The organism is Mesorhizobium sp. P160219 (genome assembly GCF_057786095.1).
Genome location: NZ_JBYNWG010000001.1, coordinates 4,001,675 through 4,018,332 on the forward strand (window position 1 = coordinate 4,001,675; position 16,658 = coordinate 4,018,332).

At 56.3% G+C, this 16,658-nt stretch carries 15 protein-coding genes; 11 read left to right on the top strand and 4 right to left on the bottom strand.

Annotated features, from left to right (window positions below; all coding sequences use genetic code 11):
• Positions 1–507: 507 nt before the first annotated feature.
• Positions 508–924 (bottom strand): hypothetical protein, encoded by a 417-nt coding sequence (locus tag AC3EMP_RS19365; RefSeq protein ID WP_352712560.1) that lies wholly within the window; start codon positions 922–924, stop codon positions 508–510.
• A 371-nt stretch (positions 925–1,295) separates the two neighbouring features.
• Between AC3EMP_RS19365 and AC3EMP_RS19370 the strand changes: the two genes are divergently transcribed.
• From AC3EMP_RS19370 to AC3EMP_RS19420, 11 genes are all read left to right on the top strand, one after another.
• Positions 1,296–1,436, top strand: coding sequence for a helix-turn-helix transcriptional regulator (locus AC3EMP_RS19370; protein WP_352712558.1), 141 nt, complete (start codon positions 1,296–1,298; stop codon positions 1,434–1,436).
• A gap of 177 nt (positions 1,437–1,613) precedes the next feature.
• Positions 1,614–2,189: a tyrosine-type recombinase/integrase gene (locus AC3EMP_RS19375; protein ID WP_488494651.1), complete on the top strand. Its 576-nt coding sequence runs from the start codon at positions 1,614–1,616 to the stop codon at positions 2,187–2,189.
• A 191-nt stretch (positions 2,190–2,380) separates the two neighbouring features.
• Entirely contained in the window at positions 2,381–2,821 is a 441-nt protein-coding gene (locus AC3EMP_RS19380) for a hypothetical protein (RefSeq protein ID WP_488494652.1), read from the top strand.
• A gap of 102 nt (positions 2,822–2,923) precedes the next feature.
• Entirely contained in the window at positions 2,924–3,517 is a 594-nt protein-coding gene (locus AC3EMP_RS19385; protein ID WP_352712552.1) for a hypothetical protein, read from the top strand.
• A gap of 104 nt (positions 3,518–3,621) precedes the next feature.
• Positions 3,622–4,008: a DUF3768 domain-containing protein gene (locus AC3EMP_RS19390; RefSeq protein WP_352712550.1), complete on the top strand. Its 387-nt coding sequence runs from the start codon at positions 3,622–3,624 to the stop codon at positions 4,006–4,008.
• A gap of 566 nt (positions 4,009–4,574) precedes the next feature.
• Positions 4,575–5,897 carry a hypothetical protein gene (locus AC3EMP_RS19395; protein WP_488494653.1) on the top strand — a complete coding sequence of 441 codons (1,323 nt, stop codon included), beginning with the start codon at positions 4,575–4,577 and terminating at the stop codon, positions 5,895–5,897.
• A gap of 9 nt (positions 5,898–5,906) precedes the next feature.
• Entirely contained in the window at positions 5,907–6,917 is a 1,011-nt protein-coding gene (locus tag AC3EMP_RS19400; RefSeq protein WP_352712546.1) for a hypothetical protein, read from the top strand.
• A 743-nt stretch (positions 6,918–7,660) separates the two neighbouring features.
• Complete coding sequence (locus AC3EMP_RS19405; RefSeq protein ID WP_352712544.1) at positions 7,661–8,983, top strand: peptidoglycan-binding domain-containing protein; 1,323 nt, start codon at positions 7,661–7,663, stop codon at positions 8,981–8,983.
• Entirely contained in the window at positions 8,980–10,860 is a 1,881-nt protein-coding gene (locus tag AC3EMP_RS19410; protein WP_352712542.1) for a cell wall hydrolase, read from the top strand. Before AC3EMP_RS19405 ends, AC3EMP_RS19410 begins: the two co-directional genes overlap by 4 nt.
• 432 nt (positions 10,861–11,292) lie before the next feature.
• Positions 11,293–12,501, top strand: a complete 1,209-nt coding sequence (locus AC3EMP_RS19415; RefSeq protein WP_352712540.1) for a hypothetical protein — start codon at positions 11,293–11,295, stop codon at positions 12,499–12,501.
• The gene (locus AC3EMP_RS19420; protein WP_352712538.1) at positions 12,498–13,547 is read left to right on the top strand and encodes a hypothetical protein; all 1,050 of its coding nucleotides are present in this window, start codon (positions 12,498–12,500) and stop codon (positions 13,545–13,547) included. Before AC3EMP_RS19415 ends, AC3EMP_RS19420 begins: the two co-directional genes overlap by 4 nt.
• A gap of 217 nt (positions 13,548–13,764) precedes the next feature.
• Here the strand turns inward: AC3EMP_RS19420 and AC3EMP_RS19425 are convergent, their stop codons facing one another.
• The 3 genes from AC3EMP_RS19425 to AC3EMP_RS19435 form a co-directional block, all read right to left on the bottom strand.
• Complete coding sequence (locus AC3EMP_RS19425) at positions 13,765–16,170, bottom strand: hypothetical protein (RefSeq protein ID WP_352712537.1); 2,406 nt, start codon at positions 16,168–16,170, stop codon at positions 13,765–13,767.
• 63 nt (positions 16,171–16,233) lie between these two features.
• On the bottom strand, positions 16,234–16,437 hold the full coding sequence (locus AC3EMP_RS19430; RefSeq protein WP_352712535.1) for a hypothetical protein: 204 nt from the start codon (positions 16,435–16,437) through the stop codon (positions 16,234–16,236).
• A 74-nt stretch (positions 16,438–16,511) separates the two neighbouring features.
• Positions 16,512–16,646, bottom strand: a complete 135-nt coding sequence (locus AC3EMP_RS19435) for a hypothetical protein (RefSeq protein ID WP_352712533.1) — start codon at positions 16,644–16,646, stop codon at positions 16,512–16,514.
• Between the last annotated feature and the right edge of the window lie 12 nt (positions 16,647–16,658).

Consider the following 16,658-nt stretch of genomic DNA (forward strand, 5'->3'; position numbering starts at 1 on the left):
AAAGGAATAGCTCGCGTATTGGCAATACTTCTGCTGGGAACTGTTGGCGCGTCTTCTCAGACGGACGGAAACACGATGTATGATCAAATTAGCACCTGCGCGGCCGGTGCAAATTTTGACATTTCGGCAGACCTAAAGGGTTCCTTAAAGGACATATTCTCGGGCCAAGGAGCTGACGGTACCGCAAAAATAAGCACTCAGACGGAGTGGCTTAAGCTGTTTCCAGAAAAGGACCGACTTGAAGCAGCCCGATTGTATCTTACGTGCATAAGCGAAGGGCGTCCAAAGGTTGCGAAGTAGCCAGTGAGGAATCCGGTTTAGCCTGCCCGGCGCTCGACTCCATGTCTGCCGTCAGAGTTCAAACAAATGTCTGGGTCCTAGTCCATTTCGTCGTCGAGGTGTTGTAGACGTCCGACCTCGTTATCGATGGGCACATCTTCATTAAATTGAAAGAGAACGGTCGCGCGCGTGGAGGCAAGGTCCGGCGACATGGTGTCAGAAAACCAACTACCAACCGATGGCCTGGCCATATTTTCCTTCGCACACCGCCTTCCATAGGGCTTCACGAATCACGAATACAATGTCGAACTGGCTGGGAAGGTCAGAAAAGTCTCCCAAAGGCACGGGTGTGTCATTCCCAAGGCGGGTATAGGGATTCGTGGACCCGCAATGGACCCGATCTTTTTCCTGAGTGACACTGGTGTACACGAGCTGTTTTCCTTGACCGGGAGCTTTGTAGTCTGCCGATGTTACAGAGACATCAAATAAACCGTCGCCCATTGCGCCAATTTCGGTCACCCATTCTCGTGTACAGTCGTCCTGCTTGCAGGAATCGACAAACAGATCTTCAGAGCGAGCGGATGCAACCAGTAGGAAGCTTATCAAGATTCCAAAAAGGGAGCCCAACGACGGATATTGGATCAAGCGCCGAATCCTTCAACCGCCCCGCGGCTTCTCGCTGAAAAATAACAGTTCCAGTTCGACCAGACCAGGTAGGTGTCAGGATGCATCTTATAAATGACCGTGGAATGTTAGCTAAGCACAAAAAGGAAGGACGTTCGAGCTCGCCTTCCGTCGACCCGGCGCGCCATTGTGGTCATTTTTTTCGTGATCGCGGATGAGTCGTTCTCAAAGCCGTTGTGAGGTCGTGGCCGCAGACCGACGTCTCCCAAGTCAGAAGACGATCGGGATCCATCAAGGATATGCCAATGTTGGTCTGATGACCTATTCACATAGTTGATAAACTTAAGCTCAGCGCTTCCGCGATTGTTAGCCGTACGGATATACGGAAACTCGTGGGCCGGAATTGTTCCCGAATTCGGGGTGCGGCAGGGCTTACCCAGGAGGCCGTCGCGGAACGCGCGAATTTGAGTCAGCAATACATCAGTGAAATTGAGAACGGGAAGCGAAACCCCAACGGTGATGATCCTGATTGACTGGGCCCAGGCGCCCCGGGGTGACCATGTGGAGCTCGTCAGACCTGAGGATCAATTCGACCAGAAATCCTGAAATAACATCATTCAAACAGGGTCGTCATGTCCTGCTTTTCGGCTTGAAAATAGGACTAAATGCCTATAATCTTGAGTTGTCTTCATCTTTGGAGCACAACCCAAATGTCTGGTCGTCAGGCCAAATTCGTCACCGATTTAATGTTGCGCAAAATGCTCACACATTCGCGCGGATCCTCCACCCCAGTCCGAGACCAGGTGATGATTCTGCTCTCTTGTAAGGCCGGATTGCGAGCCTGTGAGATTGCGGGCTTGGAATGGTCGATGCTCCTCGATCCGAGGGGGAAGATCGGGAATTCGCTTGTTGTTGAGGATAGGATCGCAAAACGGCAATCCGGGCGTCGAATTCCCCTTCATCATGATCTCAGGAACGCATTGTCTCGATTACGGAAGATTGGACCGGACATTGGTCCCGTCATTCGTTCGGCTCGCGGTGGTGCAATGAAGCCGAATAGCATCGTCAATTGGTTTGTCGAACTCTATCGAGAACTGAACTTCGAAGGCTGTTCGTCCCATTCAGGACGCCGAACCTTTATAACGACGGCAGCACGATCCGCGCACCGCGCGGGAGGATGTCTTCGCGACGTCCAGCTCCTCGCGGGTCATCGTTCGCTGTCGATGACACAGACTTACATCGACGGCGACACCGATGCCCAACGCCGCATCGTTTCCATGATCTGAGATATCGAAGATGCCTGACCGAGACGACGATGTCCGTAGACCGATTTCGCGCGCGCGCATTTTGAGGATGCCGGTCGCCGAGAAGATCCCGGCACCGTTCAATCAAGGAGATTTGGATAGCCTTTGTGGGATCTATTCCGTCATGAACGCCGTCCGATTTCTTTGCCCGGAGTTGGGACGTCAGAGGTCGATTGGCCTTTTCCAAGTCCTGTCAGAGAGTTCTGACGACAAACCGGGTGACGGCCCATGAGACTGTCGGACTGGGTATCGAAATTCCGACCGTCCATGCTCTCGTCGAGACTGCCTGCAACTACCTCCGAGAGGTACTCGAGACGTCGATCATCGCTGCGACATTGACGTCGAAAATCCGTCGGTTCGACGATCTGTGGGCCGCGTTGGGTGAGGGCTTGGGCGACAATCAGGTCGCCATCATCGGTCTCTCTGGTCGCTACGATCATTGGACGGTTGCCTATCGAATGACCGCGAGAACGATCCGGTTGTTTGACTCCGACTCGATGAAAGTTTTGCAACGGGCGCGGTGCTCGCTCCGCGATCCGAGAGTTCCTTACCAGATTGATCCGGACGAGATCATTCTCATTCGAAGGGGAGGAGGCGTTGATAGTAAAATCTAGTAGAATTTCGGGTGATCGCTCCCTCAGTGTGAAATGTCTCTTTTACACCGAAACCGACACCGCCAACGAGGGTAGTACGGTTGCCAGAGCGGAACTAACTCGGTGACGCTGGATGAGTATCTCGCCTACCGCAAAATGGTCGCAGAACTCGATCCGGACGCGATGGAAAGGGTCAAGACGAAATCACCGCCGACGGACGAAACCGATTTTGCCCTGAGGGTGTCGTACGTCATTCTCAACAGTGGAATGAGGTGGACAGTAGCAAAGGACATCTGGAACCGGATGAGGCCGTCACTGATAGGGACAGGGGATGTAGGAAACACTTTCGGTCATCCGGGAAAGACGAAGTCCATCAACTTGGTGATGTCGAACAGGTCGGAGTTTTTCGAGGGTTTTAGATTGGCCTGGGAACAGGGACCGGAGAAGGTGATCGAATTCTGTCGGACACTCCCTCACATTGGCGAGATCACGAAATACCACTTGGCAAAGAACCTCGGTGTTGACGTGGCGAAGCCCGATGTCTGGTTGGAAAGGGTTGCGAGCCAATCGGGTGAGACGGTCCAAGAGTTATGCGAACGACTGTCGAAACAGTCGGGGGACAGCGTCTCGACCGTCGATTACGTGATTTGGAAGACGTGTCAGCAAGGATGGTGGCGCGCGGGAGCATTCCCGGCTGACGAGCCCGCGGCTGATTGATTGTCCCTGACGGGCTAACCACACCAAACAAGAACTTGAAAGCGGAACTGACCGGCGATGGGGCCGGCCAGAATGGATCACCTATGTCCAAGAAAGGAAAGACCATGACGAAACAGAAGCCAGACCTCCTCTTCGGGGAGACTCATGATATCAGCAGGGCTCTCGACGGGACTGTCCTCAAGACCAGATCACTGAACGACGACCTGAGGATCCACCGCCTCGGTGGGACGATTGTCATCACTTCCGGGATATCCGCGCTCGGTCCATCGACGGTTAGGAACATTATCTCGGCCATCACCGCGTTCGACGGTTTCACACCCGAGAACGATCCGTATGGCGAGCACGATTGCGCGGTCATGACGGTCAGCGAGATCAAGGTCATTTGGAAGATCGACTATTACGATCTGAGCCGTCGATACCACTCCCCTGACCCAACTGACCGAAATGTTACGTCGAGGGTGATGACGATCATGCGAGCGGACGAGTATTGACCCCAGTCCTCGCGGTGACGCTTCGGAGACGGAGGAGGCAGCCCGATCGGCTCGTTGATGGATGGGACGGATACATAAATATAGGTCGAAGCCCGCATCGCTCCGCAGGACTCGACCAACTGGACAGGACGTGACCCTTTAGCTCTCTGCAATGCAATCAGCTTGTACCGCGGAACTGAACGGCAGCGCCAACGAGATTTGCGCCGGTCTCAGTGTCGACAAGCGAAGCGGAGCGGGCTTCTAGTCAGTCTGCCGCGAACTGAGTTGAGAGAAAATCAAAGGCCTGACCTGGCACCCGGCATGCCCGTTGAAGCCTTCATTTCGACCGGCAAGGCGGACGACGCTTGCCCGTCGTCAATGCCGTTCATCGTGTCGCCGTTTGCGGCAAGCAAGTAATGGAGCTATCATTACAACCTACAGTGCGCTGGTGGCGCTACTGCAGCGCCTTATACGTAGTACCCGCTGGTCGTAAGCATGATATCGCGGGTAAAAGAAAGCTCCAGGCCGTCTGCGCGACCAGAGTTGTGGGGTATACTTCGACGAAAGACCGAATATTGGGGGGTATTATGGCAGCAACAACGGGGCCAGGAAACGGAATTGGCCGTCTCGATATAATAGCGGAGCAGGAACTGGTCAAATTTAATTATCGGGTTCGACAACGCCTGCCTAGGCGTTCTATTGAGGCTCCTAGCAAGGGCCCTAGCACGCGATTTCTGTTGCAGCGCGGCATTGACTATTTTCGGAGTGCTTTCCGCTCGGATAAGACGTCCGACGAATGGCAGAAATTTGACCGCGATTTTGAAGAATTTTTTAGAGCCACCTCGATGTCGAAGGCTGCTCCCGGGGCAGCTAAATACCTAGAATCGGATCGAACTTCGCCAATCGAGCGTTACAATAATTCGGCACTCTTGCGGTCGAGATTTGCGAAATTCCGCGGTAGCTCGGCGCTGGACATGATTGGATCGACGGCTGTGCAGCCGTTACTTAGAGAAGAAGTTTTGGACGAAGTAATTTTGGATGAAACCGGATTGCGCATTTCGGCCGCTGCCCGGAGGTTTGTCGTCTTGTTAGATGAACATTCCGACGCGTTGCGGAGCGTCGTGGTTCTAGATCCAAATTTCCATTCCACCACGCCGATAGTCATCTCTCCAGGGAAATACATGCCTTTGTTTGAGTATCCGGACGTGGCGACGCTAGAACGAATGCGGAAGGTATCTAGCGATTTAATTTGCGATCCGGTAAGTCTGGCCGAAGCAATATGGATCGCCCAACCAAGTGTAATCGTCGCATCTGCTCCTAAGATGATCAAAACGTGCGTGCCCAGGCCGCCTTGGAGCGCCGTGTCAGGTCGGGAAAAGTCGACAGTAGGCGCTTTGGCTAGAGACGCAGGTGGAAGGCTAGGGGTGACCGTGTGCTTTCATGGTTCCGGGCCTATCGGAACCCAAGTGAAGATAGGTAACGATCCGGATTTTTATGAGGGAGAGGTAGCGAAAGCGAGCGAAGTAATGGACACATGTTTTGTACCGATTGGCGATAATTGGCGACCAAATGCGGTCTGTGGAGTTGCAGGCTTGTTAGCTGAGCGCGCGCCTGGAAGAGCCGAGTCGCATCATTTCTTCGGGTTTCAGCAACAAGGTCCAAAATATACCAAGGTTATAGCAACCGATTGGGGTGTTCCGTTCCCGTTCAAAGGTAGGCAGCTTTGCATTCAAACTGCACCAGATACCAACCACGGAGATTCTGGGTCGGCTCTTCTAAACGCCGACGACAAACTAGTCGGCTTCGCGTTTCAAAGGACTCCCTACGGCGGCGCATCGGTTGTCGATTTTGCTGATTGGATTTGGGCACCATCGGCCCTGAATGAACTCGAACTAACTCTGTTGAAATAGGAGTGCCGCGTGTCAACAGCCCAATGGCTAAACGACTTGATCAGCAAAGTGGCAAAAGAGGAAACGGTTGACTTTATCTCGACACCTCCATTAACCGTGGGGGGGAGAGATCCGGAATTTCGATCGCTAGTCCCCGAGGAAACTTATCTTTCGGTGAGAGTGAAGTCCCTTCGTCTGCCGCTCCGGCGCAGAGGCGTTGCCAAGCTGCACGGAGTAGTGCACACCTTTGCAAACCTCCCGGGCGCAGGCCAAGAAGCGACAGAATTTGCAAGTGCAACCACTCCCACGGCGCTGTTCGGGCTCGATCCAAAGAACGTTTCGAATATCTTGATGATTGATAGGCAGGTTGTTGGTCCGACGCCTTGGCGGGGTGGTGATCTAAGGCTGCAGATCGGTCTATTTTCCGTGGTTGAACAAGACTTGGCTGGGCCGTTCCTCTTAACTATGACCGCCCTCTCGGACAAGGTCGGCGTAGCATTCGTTACACCGTCTAAGCCGTTCATCGAAGTCATTAGTTCTGCGGTAGGTGCCCTGACGAGGCAGGTCGGATCTGTAAAACTGGAAATTGGCATGGATAGAACGTTCCAGGTTCCAAAGCCGGGCCACTATGCTTTGATCGCGTCCTCGGTAGGCGAGCTTGCGGGCGCAAAGATGGACTTGGATCCAGACGACGGGAAACTGAAGGTAGATGGTCAACACTACGAAGATAGGCCCTATTTGGTTTTCACTATCGAGGCGGTTGAGAAGCAGGCTCGCTGGGGTGAAATTGGTGAACTCCGCGACGCGTACCGGCTTGTAAATGAAGCGGTTCGAGCGAACGATCAATCAAAGGTGAGAGATGCCATGACTAGCTTCCGACTTCTTACGATGTCTTCGCCAGATCTAATCGCCACTGATGCTTCCGACCTAATAAAAAAGGTGGATGCAAAACTTAGGCTAATTTTTTCTTCGCCAGTAGTTAGCTCAAAGGACATGTCTCAACCTCTGCCTTCGTTTGAGGAACTTGGGCTATACAAATAGTCTGGAGCAAAGGGCGTATCCCAAGCGTCTATGCGAACCGCCAACATTTTCTCCATTTGTAGCGGAGGGGTCTAGGGATAGGCGTCTTCATGCGGGTCGTTGCTAGGTCTGTGCGAGCCAATAGCCCCATGACCCGACGGGTGCGGCATGGGCAGCGCGCCGCACTGGGTGGACCGAGAACGCGTAGAGCCGGCTCAATCTAAGAGCGCCGGCTCGTTCAGCACTGTTAGTCGCAGAATGACATGGCACCGTAGTTGGCACCGCCATGATGCAGCCCCGGTAACCGGGCCGCGTTTTCATCAAACGCCGCGTAAGGCCACACCAGTCCGAGCCAGGCTGGGATGGCTGAGTTCGCGATGACCATGGGCCGTATCAATCAAGTCACTACGACTAAACCGACCTGCTCCGCACCCCCTAGCTTCATCGTCGCCGACCAATTTGCCCACAGTCAACGATGGTCTAAAGGCATGATTTACATGGCCGATATCTCGGCGGGAGCTGGTGTCGAACACGGTGTCTCTAATGAGGTCGGGCCCATGGGCAACGAAACTAAGCAGGATCTACTCGACTATAGTCCCTCGCAGCACTCTAATCATCGTTCCGGGTCGTACTTTCCTGTGCACAGAGAGCGCCGGGCGTTGCATTGCGGATCGAATCGGCGCGGTGATGGCTATTACCTCGTCATCTTCCAGCGGCGGCGAAGCATTTGCTTGCGGATTAATGTGCGACCACAGAGGGACGGAATGATACGGATTCTCAACCGCACCCGAAGACTTCGTTCGATCTTGACAGTGCTCCCGATCATTTTTGCCAGCGCGTGTACCACTGACCCTGACTCTTCGATGGTCCTGCGGGCCGATCGGGTGAAGGCTGCAGCTAGCAACAGGGCCGACGTGGTAGCTTCGATAGCCCGGTATTCAGGCCTCCCTGAAAGGCCGGGTCTGGAATCGCCTGAATGGAAACTGGTGGTCCTGGGGGGCTACGACTATGTCGACGAGGACCTTTGCAAACCCTTCTTGAGCAACCTGTTTGCTGCCGAGCGGAATTTGCGCGCTACGCGCAACCAGATCTCAGATGTTGGTACGGCGGCCATGGCCATAATGTCGATCGCAGGCACATCATTGGAAGCCATAGGTTATGTCGCTGCTTCCCTTGGTCTGGCCAAATCGACGATAGACAACTACCAAATCGTTCGTCTGGTAGATCTTGGACCATCACGCGTTCTTCAACTGGTGAACCGGGCTCAGTCTGCCTATAAAGAGCAGACTATAAGACGCGCCGGCGAGTACACCAATCAGGTGTCGGCCATGAATGCGATCGCCGGATACCTCGATCTTTGCCGCGTGCCGACGATCGTGTCGCTTATCGACAAGGCCGTCGACAACACAGACTTTGTGGCCGACACCTCGAGTAACTTAGCTGCCCCGCAGCTTCTCACGGTGGGTGGTATGCAAGTTTCTCCGAATGCTGCTCTAAGGGAGAACGAGCGGGGTCAAGCAACCTTCGTACCAAAAAGTCCCGAAGCGCCGGTCGTCGTAACACCAAAAGGGAGCACGAAAATCAGCGGCGCGATAACTAACTTCGAAAGGCAAATCGACTTTTCGGACGGCAAGCTCATTCAGCAGGCGCTTTGCGTGCCGGATGATGGAAACTTTGGAGGGTTGGAGAGCAAAACAAGGCTAGCGATCGCGCAGTTCAAGCTTGCTTGGGGCAACGCTGTCACCATACCAAGCGGCGATGCCCCAAGAACCATCAATGGTCCAGATCAGCGCTTGGCTATTCTGTCGAAGGGATCGCAGGCGCTTTGCAATACGTGGCATGGCCATACGTTTGAGATGTTCCTCTTCCCAGAAGCTCAGAACGTCAGGGAGTTCAAAGAAAATCTTATTGCAATAATGAATGAGGAGAAGATTTCCGCCGAGCTGGTCGAAAAGATAGAAAAAGATGACAAGTTCGGAATAAATCTACGTGAGGCGATAAAAGCGTTCCAGCAAAGAAATCAGCTTCCAACTACAGGCATAGTGGATGACAAGACTTATGGTCTGATAGTGAGGGCACGTTCATGACTACGACAATCGCAAAGTTTGCCTTCTTTCTCAGATCGACTCCTGGTGGAGATCTTACCGACCACCGCGTTTTGGCCGAAACGGAGTTGACGGTGCTCGGTGAGGCAAATTCTGCGGACGGCAAGAAATGGATCAATGTTGACGACCTTGGTACAGCAGGTTGGACGCGCCCGGATAACCTGCGTGAAACGGCGCTCGTCCGGTCGATAGAAGAAAAGGAACTCGCTGCCGTAAGCGTTGCTGTTGCGAAGGACCTCCAGACGAATGCAGGCTACTTATTGGCTGTTGCCCATGTGGAGAGCCGGGACGACTGGCGAAACGGAGTTCTAACAGCGAACGTGGACAACAAGGGCGCGTTTGCCCCCTATCGGTTCACGAAGGATAGCTGGAAAGTGATCGCGGAAAGCGATCGCGGGCGGGAGCTGGGATTGCGTGAAGCGGGACTGAATTTCCCGGATCAGCAGTCCCTGGCGGTGGGACTTAAGAGCAACCAGGATTCCGAAGTTCTAACAAAAAAACTGGAACGCTTCGTCACCTCACTCGACCTCTACCTGGCCCATATCTTTGGGGTGACGGCTGCGATTGCGCTGCGGGAGCCTTCCTCGCAGGAGAAGAAGCTCAGCGACATTCTGGATAAGCTTGGCCTTAGCGCAGACGAGTTGCAAGACGTGTTAGCCAATCGTGGGTTGCTGACGATGAATGCGGGCGCTGAAGCGATCGTGTCCACGTTCCTGGAGCGTTGCAGAGCTGCACTGCAAGCTGGTTTGGATCGGGCAGCGACGCTCCTGCGCGATTTTTCGATCGAACTGCCCGATAGTTCCGACGCCAGCTTCAATGATATTCCCGCCGACTTCAAAGGTGTCGTGATCAAGGTCGAGCCTGACGACGTCGATGCGCTGGGTCGCTTGTGCAGCAAGGAGGTCGGGGTCTTCAAGATGTTTGGAGAACAGGTGCTTGTCGACGGGGTGGGCGCAGTCGTCGATACAGTTTTCAACCGGATTGTCGATGACTCCACCGAATTCGAGAATACCATCCAGGCGGTCATTGACGAGAAGTCTCAGTTTTCACCAATGTTGGAGACGCCACACAAAACCTGGCGCGAATTGCCACATTCTGAGGAGGTGTCTGCCATAGTCGACGCGCATTTGAAACGGCGCGCCTTGGGGGGTTCCAGCGTCGTTTTGGGCGCCATGCACTTCTTCAATCCTCACGCATCAAACCCGGACTGGGGGCCAGAGGTAAAGGCACATCCGACATTCATTGGCGGCAATCCCGATACCAACTCTGTACACTATCATGGTTTTCCGAAAAAACTGGACGGATCGCTCTACAAGCCCACGGGATCCTACGTGATCTTCCATGCGGGCAGGGGACATGCATTCAACGGCGATGGCTCCGCAATGGCCGCTCTTTCAGTCCCGACGGACGACGAAGATGTAATCAAGCTTCTGCGGGAACATATTGCCAAGAGCAAGGTTCGTTTCCAACCTCCGAAAGACAAGCTCCGGGGCATGCTCCTGGGGACGGGAAACGATGGTTTTGCAACTCCACTCCTCCGGCGGCTGGTGCTTCATCTGGCAAGTGTTGTCGATACCTTTATCGAAATAAGTTCGATCGTTCGCCCTGGCGGCGGCAGCTTCCATCAAACGGGGCAAGCCGTGGACATTGGCAATGAGGATGTTGCCGGGAAGCTGCTGCCAAAGGTTGCAATACAATCAGTCGTCGATCACTTCGGGATCGATGAGATTATCTTCGATTCTCGCAAGATTGGTTTCAAGACAAACCGTTTCAACTTCGACGGCGGCAGCCCGCACACCTTCGATGACACTACGATCAACCAACATGGAAACCATATACATTTCGCGGTTAAGGCTTAAGATCAACATCCCATACCCAGCCATGTGAACTGCCTGCGCGGGACTGTCAGGTCCTCATCCGTCGATCGATCGCCGCGACCACCGCATCCAGCTTCGGGCGTCGCACCGGTGCCTGTCGCCCGTACCCGAGCTGACAGTAGCAACCACATTCCATTGGCCGCTTTGGTTGCTTTGAGCAACTTATAGACCTGCATAGGTTGCGACACAGCGCGGTCCGGATGAAACGCCTAGCCAGTAACGCCCGCCATCGGTTCGTCAAACCCACAACATGGAAGAAACGCGCGTTCTGAAGCGTGTTGACTGCGCTTCGATCTCGAAGGGGGCTGGAAAACGTAGACTAAGTTAAAAAATGCTGTGATTGTTCAGGAAATGGGCGTAGTAGCAATTGAATACTCATCATGGGCATGTTTCCATTGAAGGAGACTTGCGACCATGGCCGCTGAGGAGGGGCTCGACGTGGCCAACGGCGACAGTGCCGAAAATGCGGCTTACGACCGTTTAAGAGAACGTGCCCTGGCGGTACTGCTCGGCGGCGTTTCTGATAACGAACGCGCCGACATTCAGCAGTTCGTGCGCACGCTCGATGAAAAGACGCTCAGTGCAGTCGAGGCGCAGAAAGTCCTGAAAGCTATCGTGTCGGAGTCGAATGCACTGCTCCCAGTCACGCGGGGACCGGGATGGTGGAACGTGGCGTTCGATGCATTGCAGTCTCCGCCGTTCTATTTCTTCTTTGGATGTCTTCTTCTCGCTCTGGCCTTTTTAACGTCGCAAGAAGGGCTGAACACTTCGCTGACGTTCCTTGTGGCAATGCTGGGCGTGGCGATCCTGTTATATGGCACAGGATCGCAGGCTATCGGAACCTTTGGACCGAACCCGGAACTGGCGGCGCGGTTGCTTCAGGCTCGCCAGGAGGAAAAGCCTTCTGCGAAAAAGCTTGTGGAACCCGCTGAGGGGGACGAGGCTCCTCAGCCCAAGGCACCCGACCCACCGCCAGGTGCGCTTCCGACAGCGATCTCTCCCGGCGCAGCGAACCTGGTGGTCGCGGGCGGCGCGGCTGTGCTCACGGCATTCTTCGGTTGGGGGGTGATCACCTACCAGAATCAAATTCGGCAAGTCTTCCGGGACTATGATCAATACACCAGGGTGAGGCTTGAGTTCTGCGATGCTGCGGTGAGCGAATGCACCGATCCCAACGTGCTTGACAATGTCGCTCTCAAGGCGCCGGAGCCGGGCCGGTCGGAGTTGACGGATGAAACGCTGCGAAAAATTGTCCAGAGCGCCTATCTCGAGACCGGGCTTGGCGAGCGCGCTTACGGCAAAGCGGACGACAGCGGGTTGGAGTTCATTGTATTCGACCGTGACCTGGGGGATAGTGGCAGAATCAAGCTCCACGGAGCCTCGGCTGAACAGGGTAATACCAAGTACGCAGCCGACCTTAGCTACTTCAGCTTCCGCGACCTTGCCGGCAGCGACGAGAAAAACGACCAATGCCTCGTTCGTGTGTCGCAGGATTCCTGTCTTTTCATCATCACGGTAAGGGATGCGGTCGACGTCAATCGAGTGCCCCGCGTCGTTATTCGCGCGGTACTTAGTGCTCAATCGCTGGTGGTTCAAAGCGAGGACCCGGTGGTACCACGATGAAGATCCGAGAGACAGCGATCTGCCTGTCGATGGCGCTGATGCTGTGCGCAGGTCTTGCGCGCGGGCAGACGGTGAGCGGCCAGCCGCCGCTCTCGGACGAGGCGCTTGCAGGCTGGTTGACCACCTTTAAGGAAATCGACAAAGAGAGCACTAGCGGCGGACTTAACCTGGCGCTTGTATCGCACCTCAATGCCCTTAATGACTGGATCCGTACACCGGACGACATCCGCCGGTTCAGGGAGTCGAAGAATGACGACGACATCGTGCGCGGACTCATTCCACTCGCCGCCGGGTTGAGGTCGGAGACCCGTAGCCCGGCAACATTGGTCCTTGGCAACGTAGTCGACAATACCAACGTATGTTATGTAATCGCCTTTCTTGCCAATACGCCTGACGTAGGCGCGGACGGCCAGTACAATCTGCTGCAGGTGACCCGGCAAGTAGCGGGCTATGCTTTCAGCGATACCGCGGCCTGGATCCAAAAACTGGTCGAGTTGAAAGAAAGGGAGCTCAAGGCCCAGTCGGATGTCGAGAATACCGCGCGATTACTCGACCGCATAAAGGATGCCCTCGGCAAGCGGACAAACGGTCAGCTACTGACCCTGCGTAGCTTCAATGAGGCGAGCTTCAAGAGGTGTATTGCCGAGCTGCCCGCCGCGTTTACCGGCGAGCAGGACGTTGCGCCTCTCTTCCCGGAGACGATAGCCGATCTGACCACAGACCGGATCCGACAGCGATTGTTCAGCGATCAGCGGCGAGAGTATGCCACTCATCTAGCGATGCTCTATGACAAATCCGATGAACCCGGCCGAGCGACACTCGTGAAAGCCGTTGTCGATGCGATCATCCCTCAGAAAGAGGATCCGGAACGACGCTATCGGGTCAACCTCTATGTCGCGGTGGCGTTCACCCGTATGGCATCTGGGGCCTTGAAAGATCCTGTACAGCAACAGGTGCTTCTGGCGCTCAGGCAGAGCGTTGAGTACCGCGACGATCCGACCTTTGCGCAGAATGTCAACCAGGCGATCGCAAAGCAGGGATTATAGTGGCTCGACGCAATCAGTCTGGTTGAGACATCTTGCCGCACAATCGAGGCATTGTGTGAGACGTCAGGCGAGGGCGCGAGTGATCCCAGGACTTACCGCGGTGAAGTCTCGTACCTCGCTCATCAGAGTGTGATCACAAGCAGGACAAATCTAGTCCGCAACGAGGCGCCGCCCGCCTAAGCAGCGCCCTGGCATGCCGCGCCAGTGACTTTCTCGCCTAAAGCCACTCGATTTTCAGAATCGGATGCAACTCGATGCCGTTAAGGGGCGAGGCACCGGTGGCGCCATGGATGCGGTCAAACAACCCGACGCCGGTTATGCGCGCGGAGGTCGGCTTCACCTTCGCCTCGAAGGTCGGCATCTCCAGGACATCGTCCAGCGGCGTGCGGAACGAGACCGGCAGCCTCTCCATGGCCATCGGCAGCATCAGGAATTGATCGTCGCTGACAGCGTTCCGCGGCACCAGCGTGTCATTGAGTTGCACGAAGTCGTGCGGTGACAGCGGCGCGATCAGCTTGTCGTCAACCGCCCGCCTGACGTCCTTGATGTTCTGCAGCCACGGCGCGGTCGAGTCGATAAAGGGCGGACTCGGCGTCGGAACTTCGCCGACCATCATCTTGCCGCTCGCCCCTTGCAGGACCAAGTGATAATCCCCGTCCTTTTCCAGCTTGACGCCGATCACGTCGCATTCGATGCGCCACACCGTGAACTCCACCGGCCCGCGCCGACGTTCCTGGTAACGCGGGAAGAGCATGGTCGGCGGACGCATGTCCGCCGGCCGGCCAATCAAGTTGAGTTCCTCGATAGTCGTCTCGACGATGCCGGTGGCGAGCTTCTGGCCGCCGATGACATTCTTACCGACAAGCGCGATGTCGCGATCGGTGCCGGTCTTGATCGACCAGCGCTCCACGCCGGGCTTGGTGACCATCTTCAGTCCGACTACCATCTCTTGGTCGGCCGACATGGCCTGTTGCCCCTCTGCGACGCACGCCGCCTTGACCGCCACCGCGACCGCCGCCGGTACCGCGGCGAGCGTGTTGACGTCACCGAACGGCGCCTTGAGGTCGTCGATCCCTGGAGGTGGCAGCGCCGGGGGCGGCGGGGGCGGTGGCGGCATCGGCGGCATGCCCATGCCTCCTGCGCCATCGCGCGCGCGCCCGAACGTCACGAAGCGCGGGGTGACGTCGCGGTTCGATCCATTGCCCGGCCCCTTCATCGTGTAGCCGGTGGCCGCAAACAGCTTGCCGCCGGGATGCACCGGCCGCACCGTCAGATAGTCTCCCCATTCTCCCTTGCCGGTCGAGGGATCGCCGATCGGGCTGCGCTCGCCGTTGGCGACGATGAGGTGTTTTTCGGAACCGGTGAGCAATCCCACGACATGGCTCGGGAACTGCTGAGCGCCGCCGATCATGTAGGAGATGCCGATCTCGCCGTCTACGTTGGTCGACAGCGCGCCGTAGCAGGTGGCGGCGTCGGGATCAAACACGTTGACGTTGTCGATCAGGCTAAAGCCGGGAAGGCCAATCCGGGCCATCTGGATGAACGGTCGCGCCCTTCGATTGGACCGGGCATCGACGCTCCATGCAAACCACAGCTCGTTGCCGGAACGCGTGGCGCCCGTGATGCGGGGGTCGGCACGATCCAGCCATCTGCGGTTGTCCGGTGTGCGCGAGATGTAGCCGTTCCCGCCCAGCCAGCGCGCTACGGCAACCTGCGTCTTGGTGGGAGCCGCCGCATTCTCCGGCCACGCAAACACGGCGAGCGTGCTTGTATCCTGGTGAGCGGCGAAATAGCCGACATTGCTAGTGTTTTGCGCAACGCGGAAGCTCTGCAACTCCATTGAGACGAAATGGGTTTCTGTCGGATTGCCGGCACGGATGCTGGCCAGGCTGATGCGCACGACCGCCGAGCCGACATTATTGCCCGCGAAGATATTGGTGGTCATATAGAGAAAGTTCTGGCCGACGGCGAGGTCGGGAAAGTCCAGGAAAGCGCCGGGCACGCCGAGCATGGCGGTGGTTATGTCAAACACCTTCCAGCGGCCCTTCGCGACATCAGCTGTTTTGGCGAAGGCCAGCCGCTGGATATTGTCGCCCGATTCAGGACCATACTGCAGCAGCCATACGAACATATCGAGCTCAGCTACGTACTGGACCACCTGGTCGCAGCAGAAGCGAATCTTGGGGTCCGGCCGCGGGAACGCGTTTTCCGGGTTCATGTATTGGAAAGTCGCGCCGCCGTCGGTGGAAACCGCTGCGTACCAGTTGCCGGTGTAGAGCACGATGTCGCCGTTGATCGCGCAGCTCGGCTCGCCGACGTTGGATGCGGTGCTGTTGGTCACCGGGCCGGTCAGCTCGGTGTTGCGCCACAGCGCTATCTCGTCGCCTGCGGCGCGCGCCGCCATGGAGGCAGGGGCCAGCCGGATCTCCTTCGAGACACTGTGAACGTCGCGCTCAACCCCCTCGCTGATCAGCGGCAGCAGATGCCGGGGGTGAATCCGCTTCGGCCTCTCGATTGCGGGCGGGGTCTCAAGTAGCGGAACCGCCTGAACCGGCAATCGGCCGGCCTTGGCGGCACGCGTGCCTCTGCCTGAACCTCTGCGGCTGCTGCTTGCCTTGGCCATCTCGTTCCTCCATTCGGCGGCTCGTTAATCTCGCGGGAGCTATTCGGTGCTGGCCCTCTCCGTTCAGGCTTTCTTTTCCGGAACCGGCGGCAGCGGACGGCGCTGATGAATGGATCGCTCTTCGCTCGGCGGCGGAGGCATCGGCTGCAACGGCACTTGATGCTCGCCCTGTGGACGCAACCGCTCGGGCTTGCTCGTCCCCGGCTTGCCGTCGTCGCGCGCCTTGCCCGGATCGCCTTTTGAATCCTTCGAACCCTTGTTAGGCATCGCGGACCTCCTGTTCGTTGGAGTGGCCGATAGCGCCCTGGGGCGGCTGGACCGCGGCGTCTATTCGAAGCGCCTCAGCCGGACCTTGCGCGCTTCCATGCCACCAGCACAAGGCCCGCGATCACGATAGGAACCATAATCAGCGCCGCCTCGAAGGAGCCGGAACCGCCGTCGGGGGATATTCCGAATATTTGTTCGATGAAGTCCATGACCTGATCCTC

Coding starts and splice junctions, on each gene's coding strand:
- AC3EMP_RS19375 (WP_488494651.1), top strand. CDS start 1,614: ATGTCTGGTCGTCAGGCCAAATTCGTCACCGATTTAATGTTGCGCAAA.
- AC3EMP_RS19390 (WP_352712550.1), top strand. CDS start 3,622: ATGACGAAACAGAAGCCAGACCTCCTCTTCGGGGAGACTCATGATATC.
- AC3EMP_RS19395 (WP_488494653.1), top strand. CDS start 4,575: ATGGCAGCAACAACGGGGCCAGGAAACGGAATTGGCCGTCTCGATATA.
- AC3EMP_RS19405 (WP_352712544.1), top strand. CDS start 7,661: ATGATACGGATTCTCAACCGCACCCGAAGACTTCGTTCGATCTTGACA.
- AC3EMP_RS19410 (WP_352712542.1), top strand. CDS start 8,980: ATGACTACGACAATCGCAAAGTTTGCCTTCTTTCTCAGATCGACTCCT.
- AC3EMP_RS19415 (WP_352712540.1), top strand. CDS start 11,293: ATGGCCGCTGAGGAGGGGCTCGACGTGGCCAACGGCGACAGTGCCGAA.
- AC3EMP_RS19420 (WP_352712538.1), top strand. CDS start 12,498: ATGAAGATCCGAGAGACAGCGATCTGCCTGTCGATGGCGCTGATGCTG.
- AC3EMP_RS19425 (WP_352712537.1), bottom strand. CDS start 16,170: ATGGCCAAGGCAAGCAGCAGCCGCAGAGGTTCAGGCAGAGGCACGCGT.
- AC3EMP_RS19430 (WP_352712535.1), bottom strand. CDS start 16,437: ATGCCTAACAAGGGTTCGAAGGATTCAAAAGGCGATCCGGGCAAGGCG.
- AC3EMP_RS19435 (WP_352712533.1), bottom strand. CDS start 16,646: ATGGACTTCATCGAACAAATATTCGGAATATCCCCCGACGGCGGTTCC.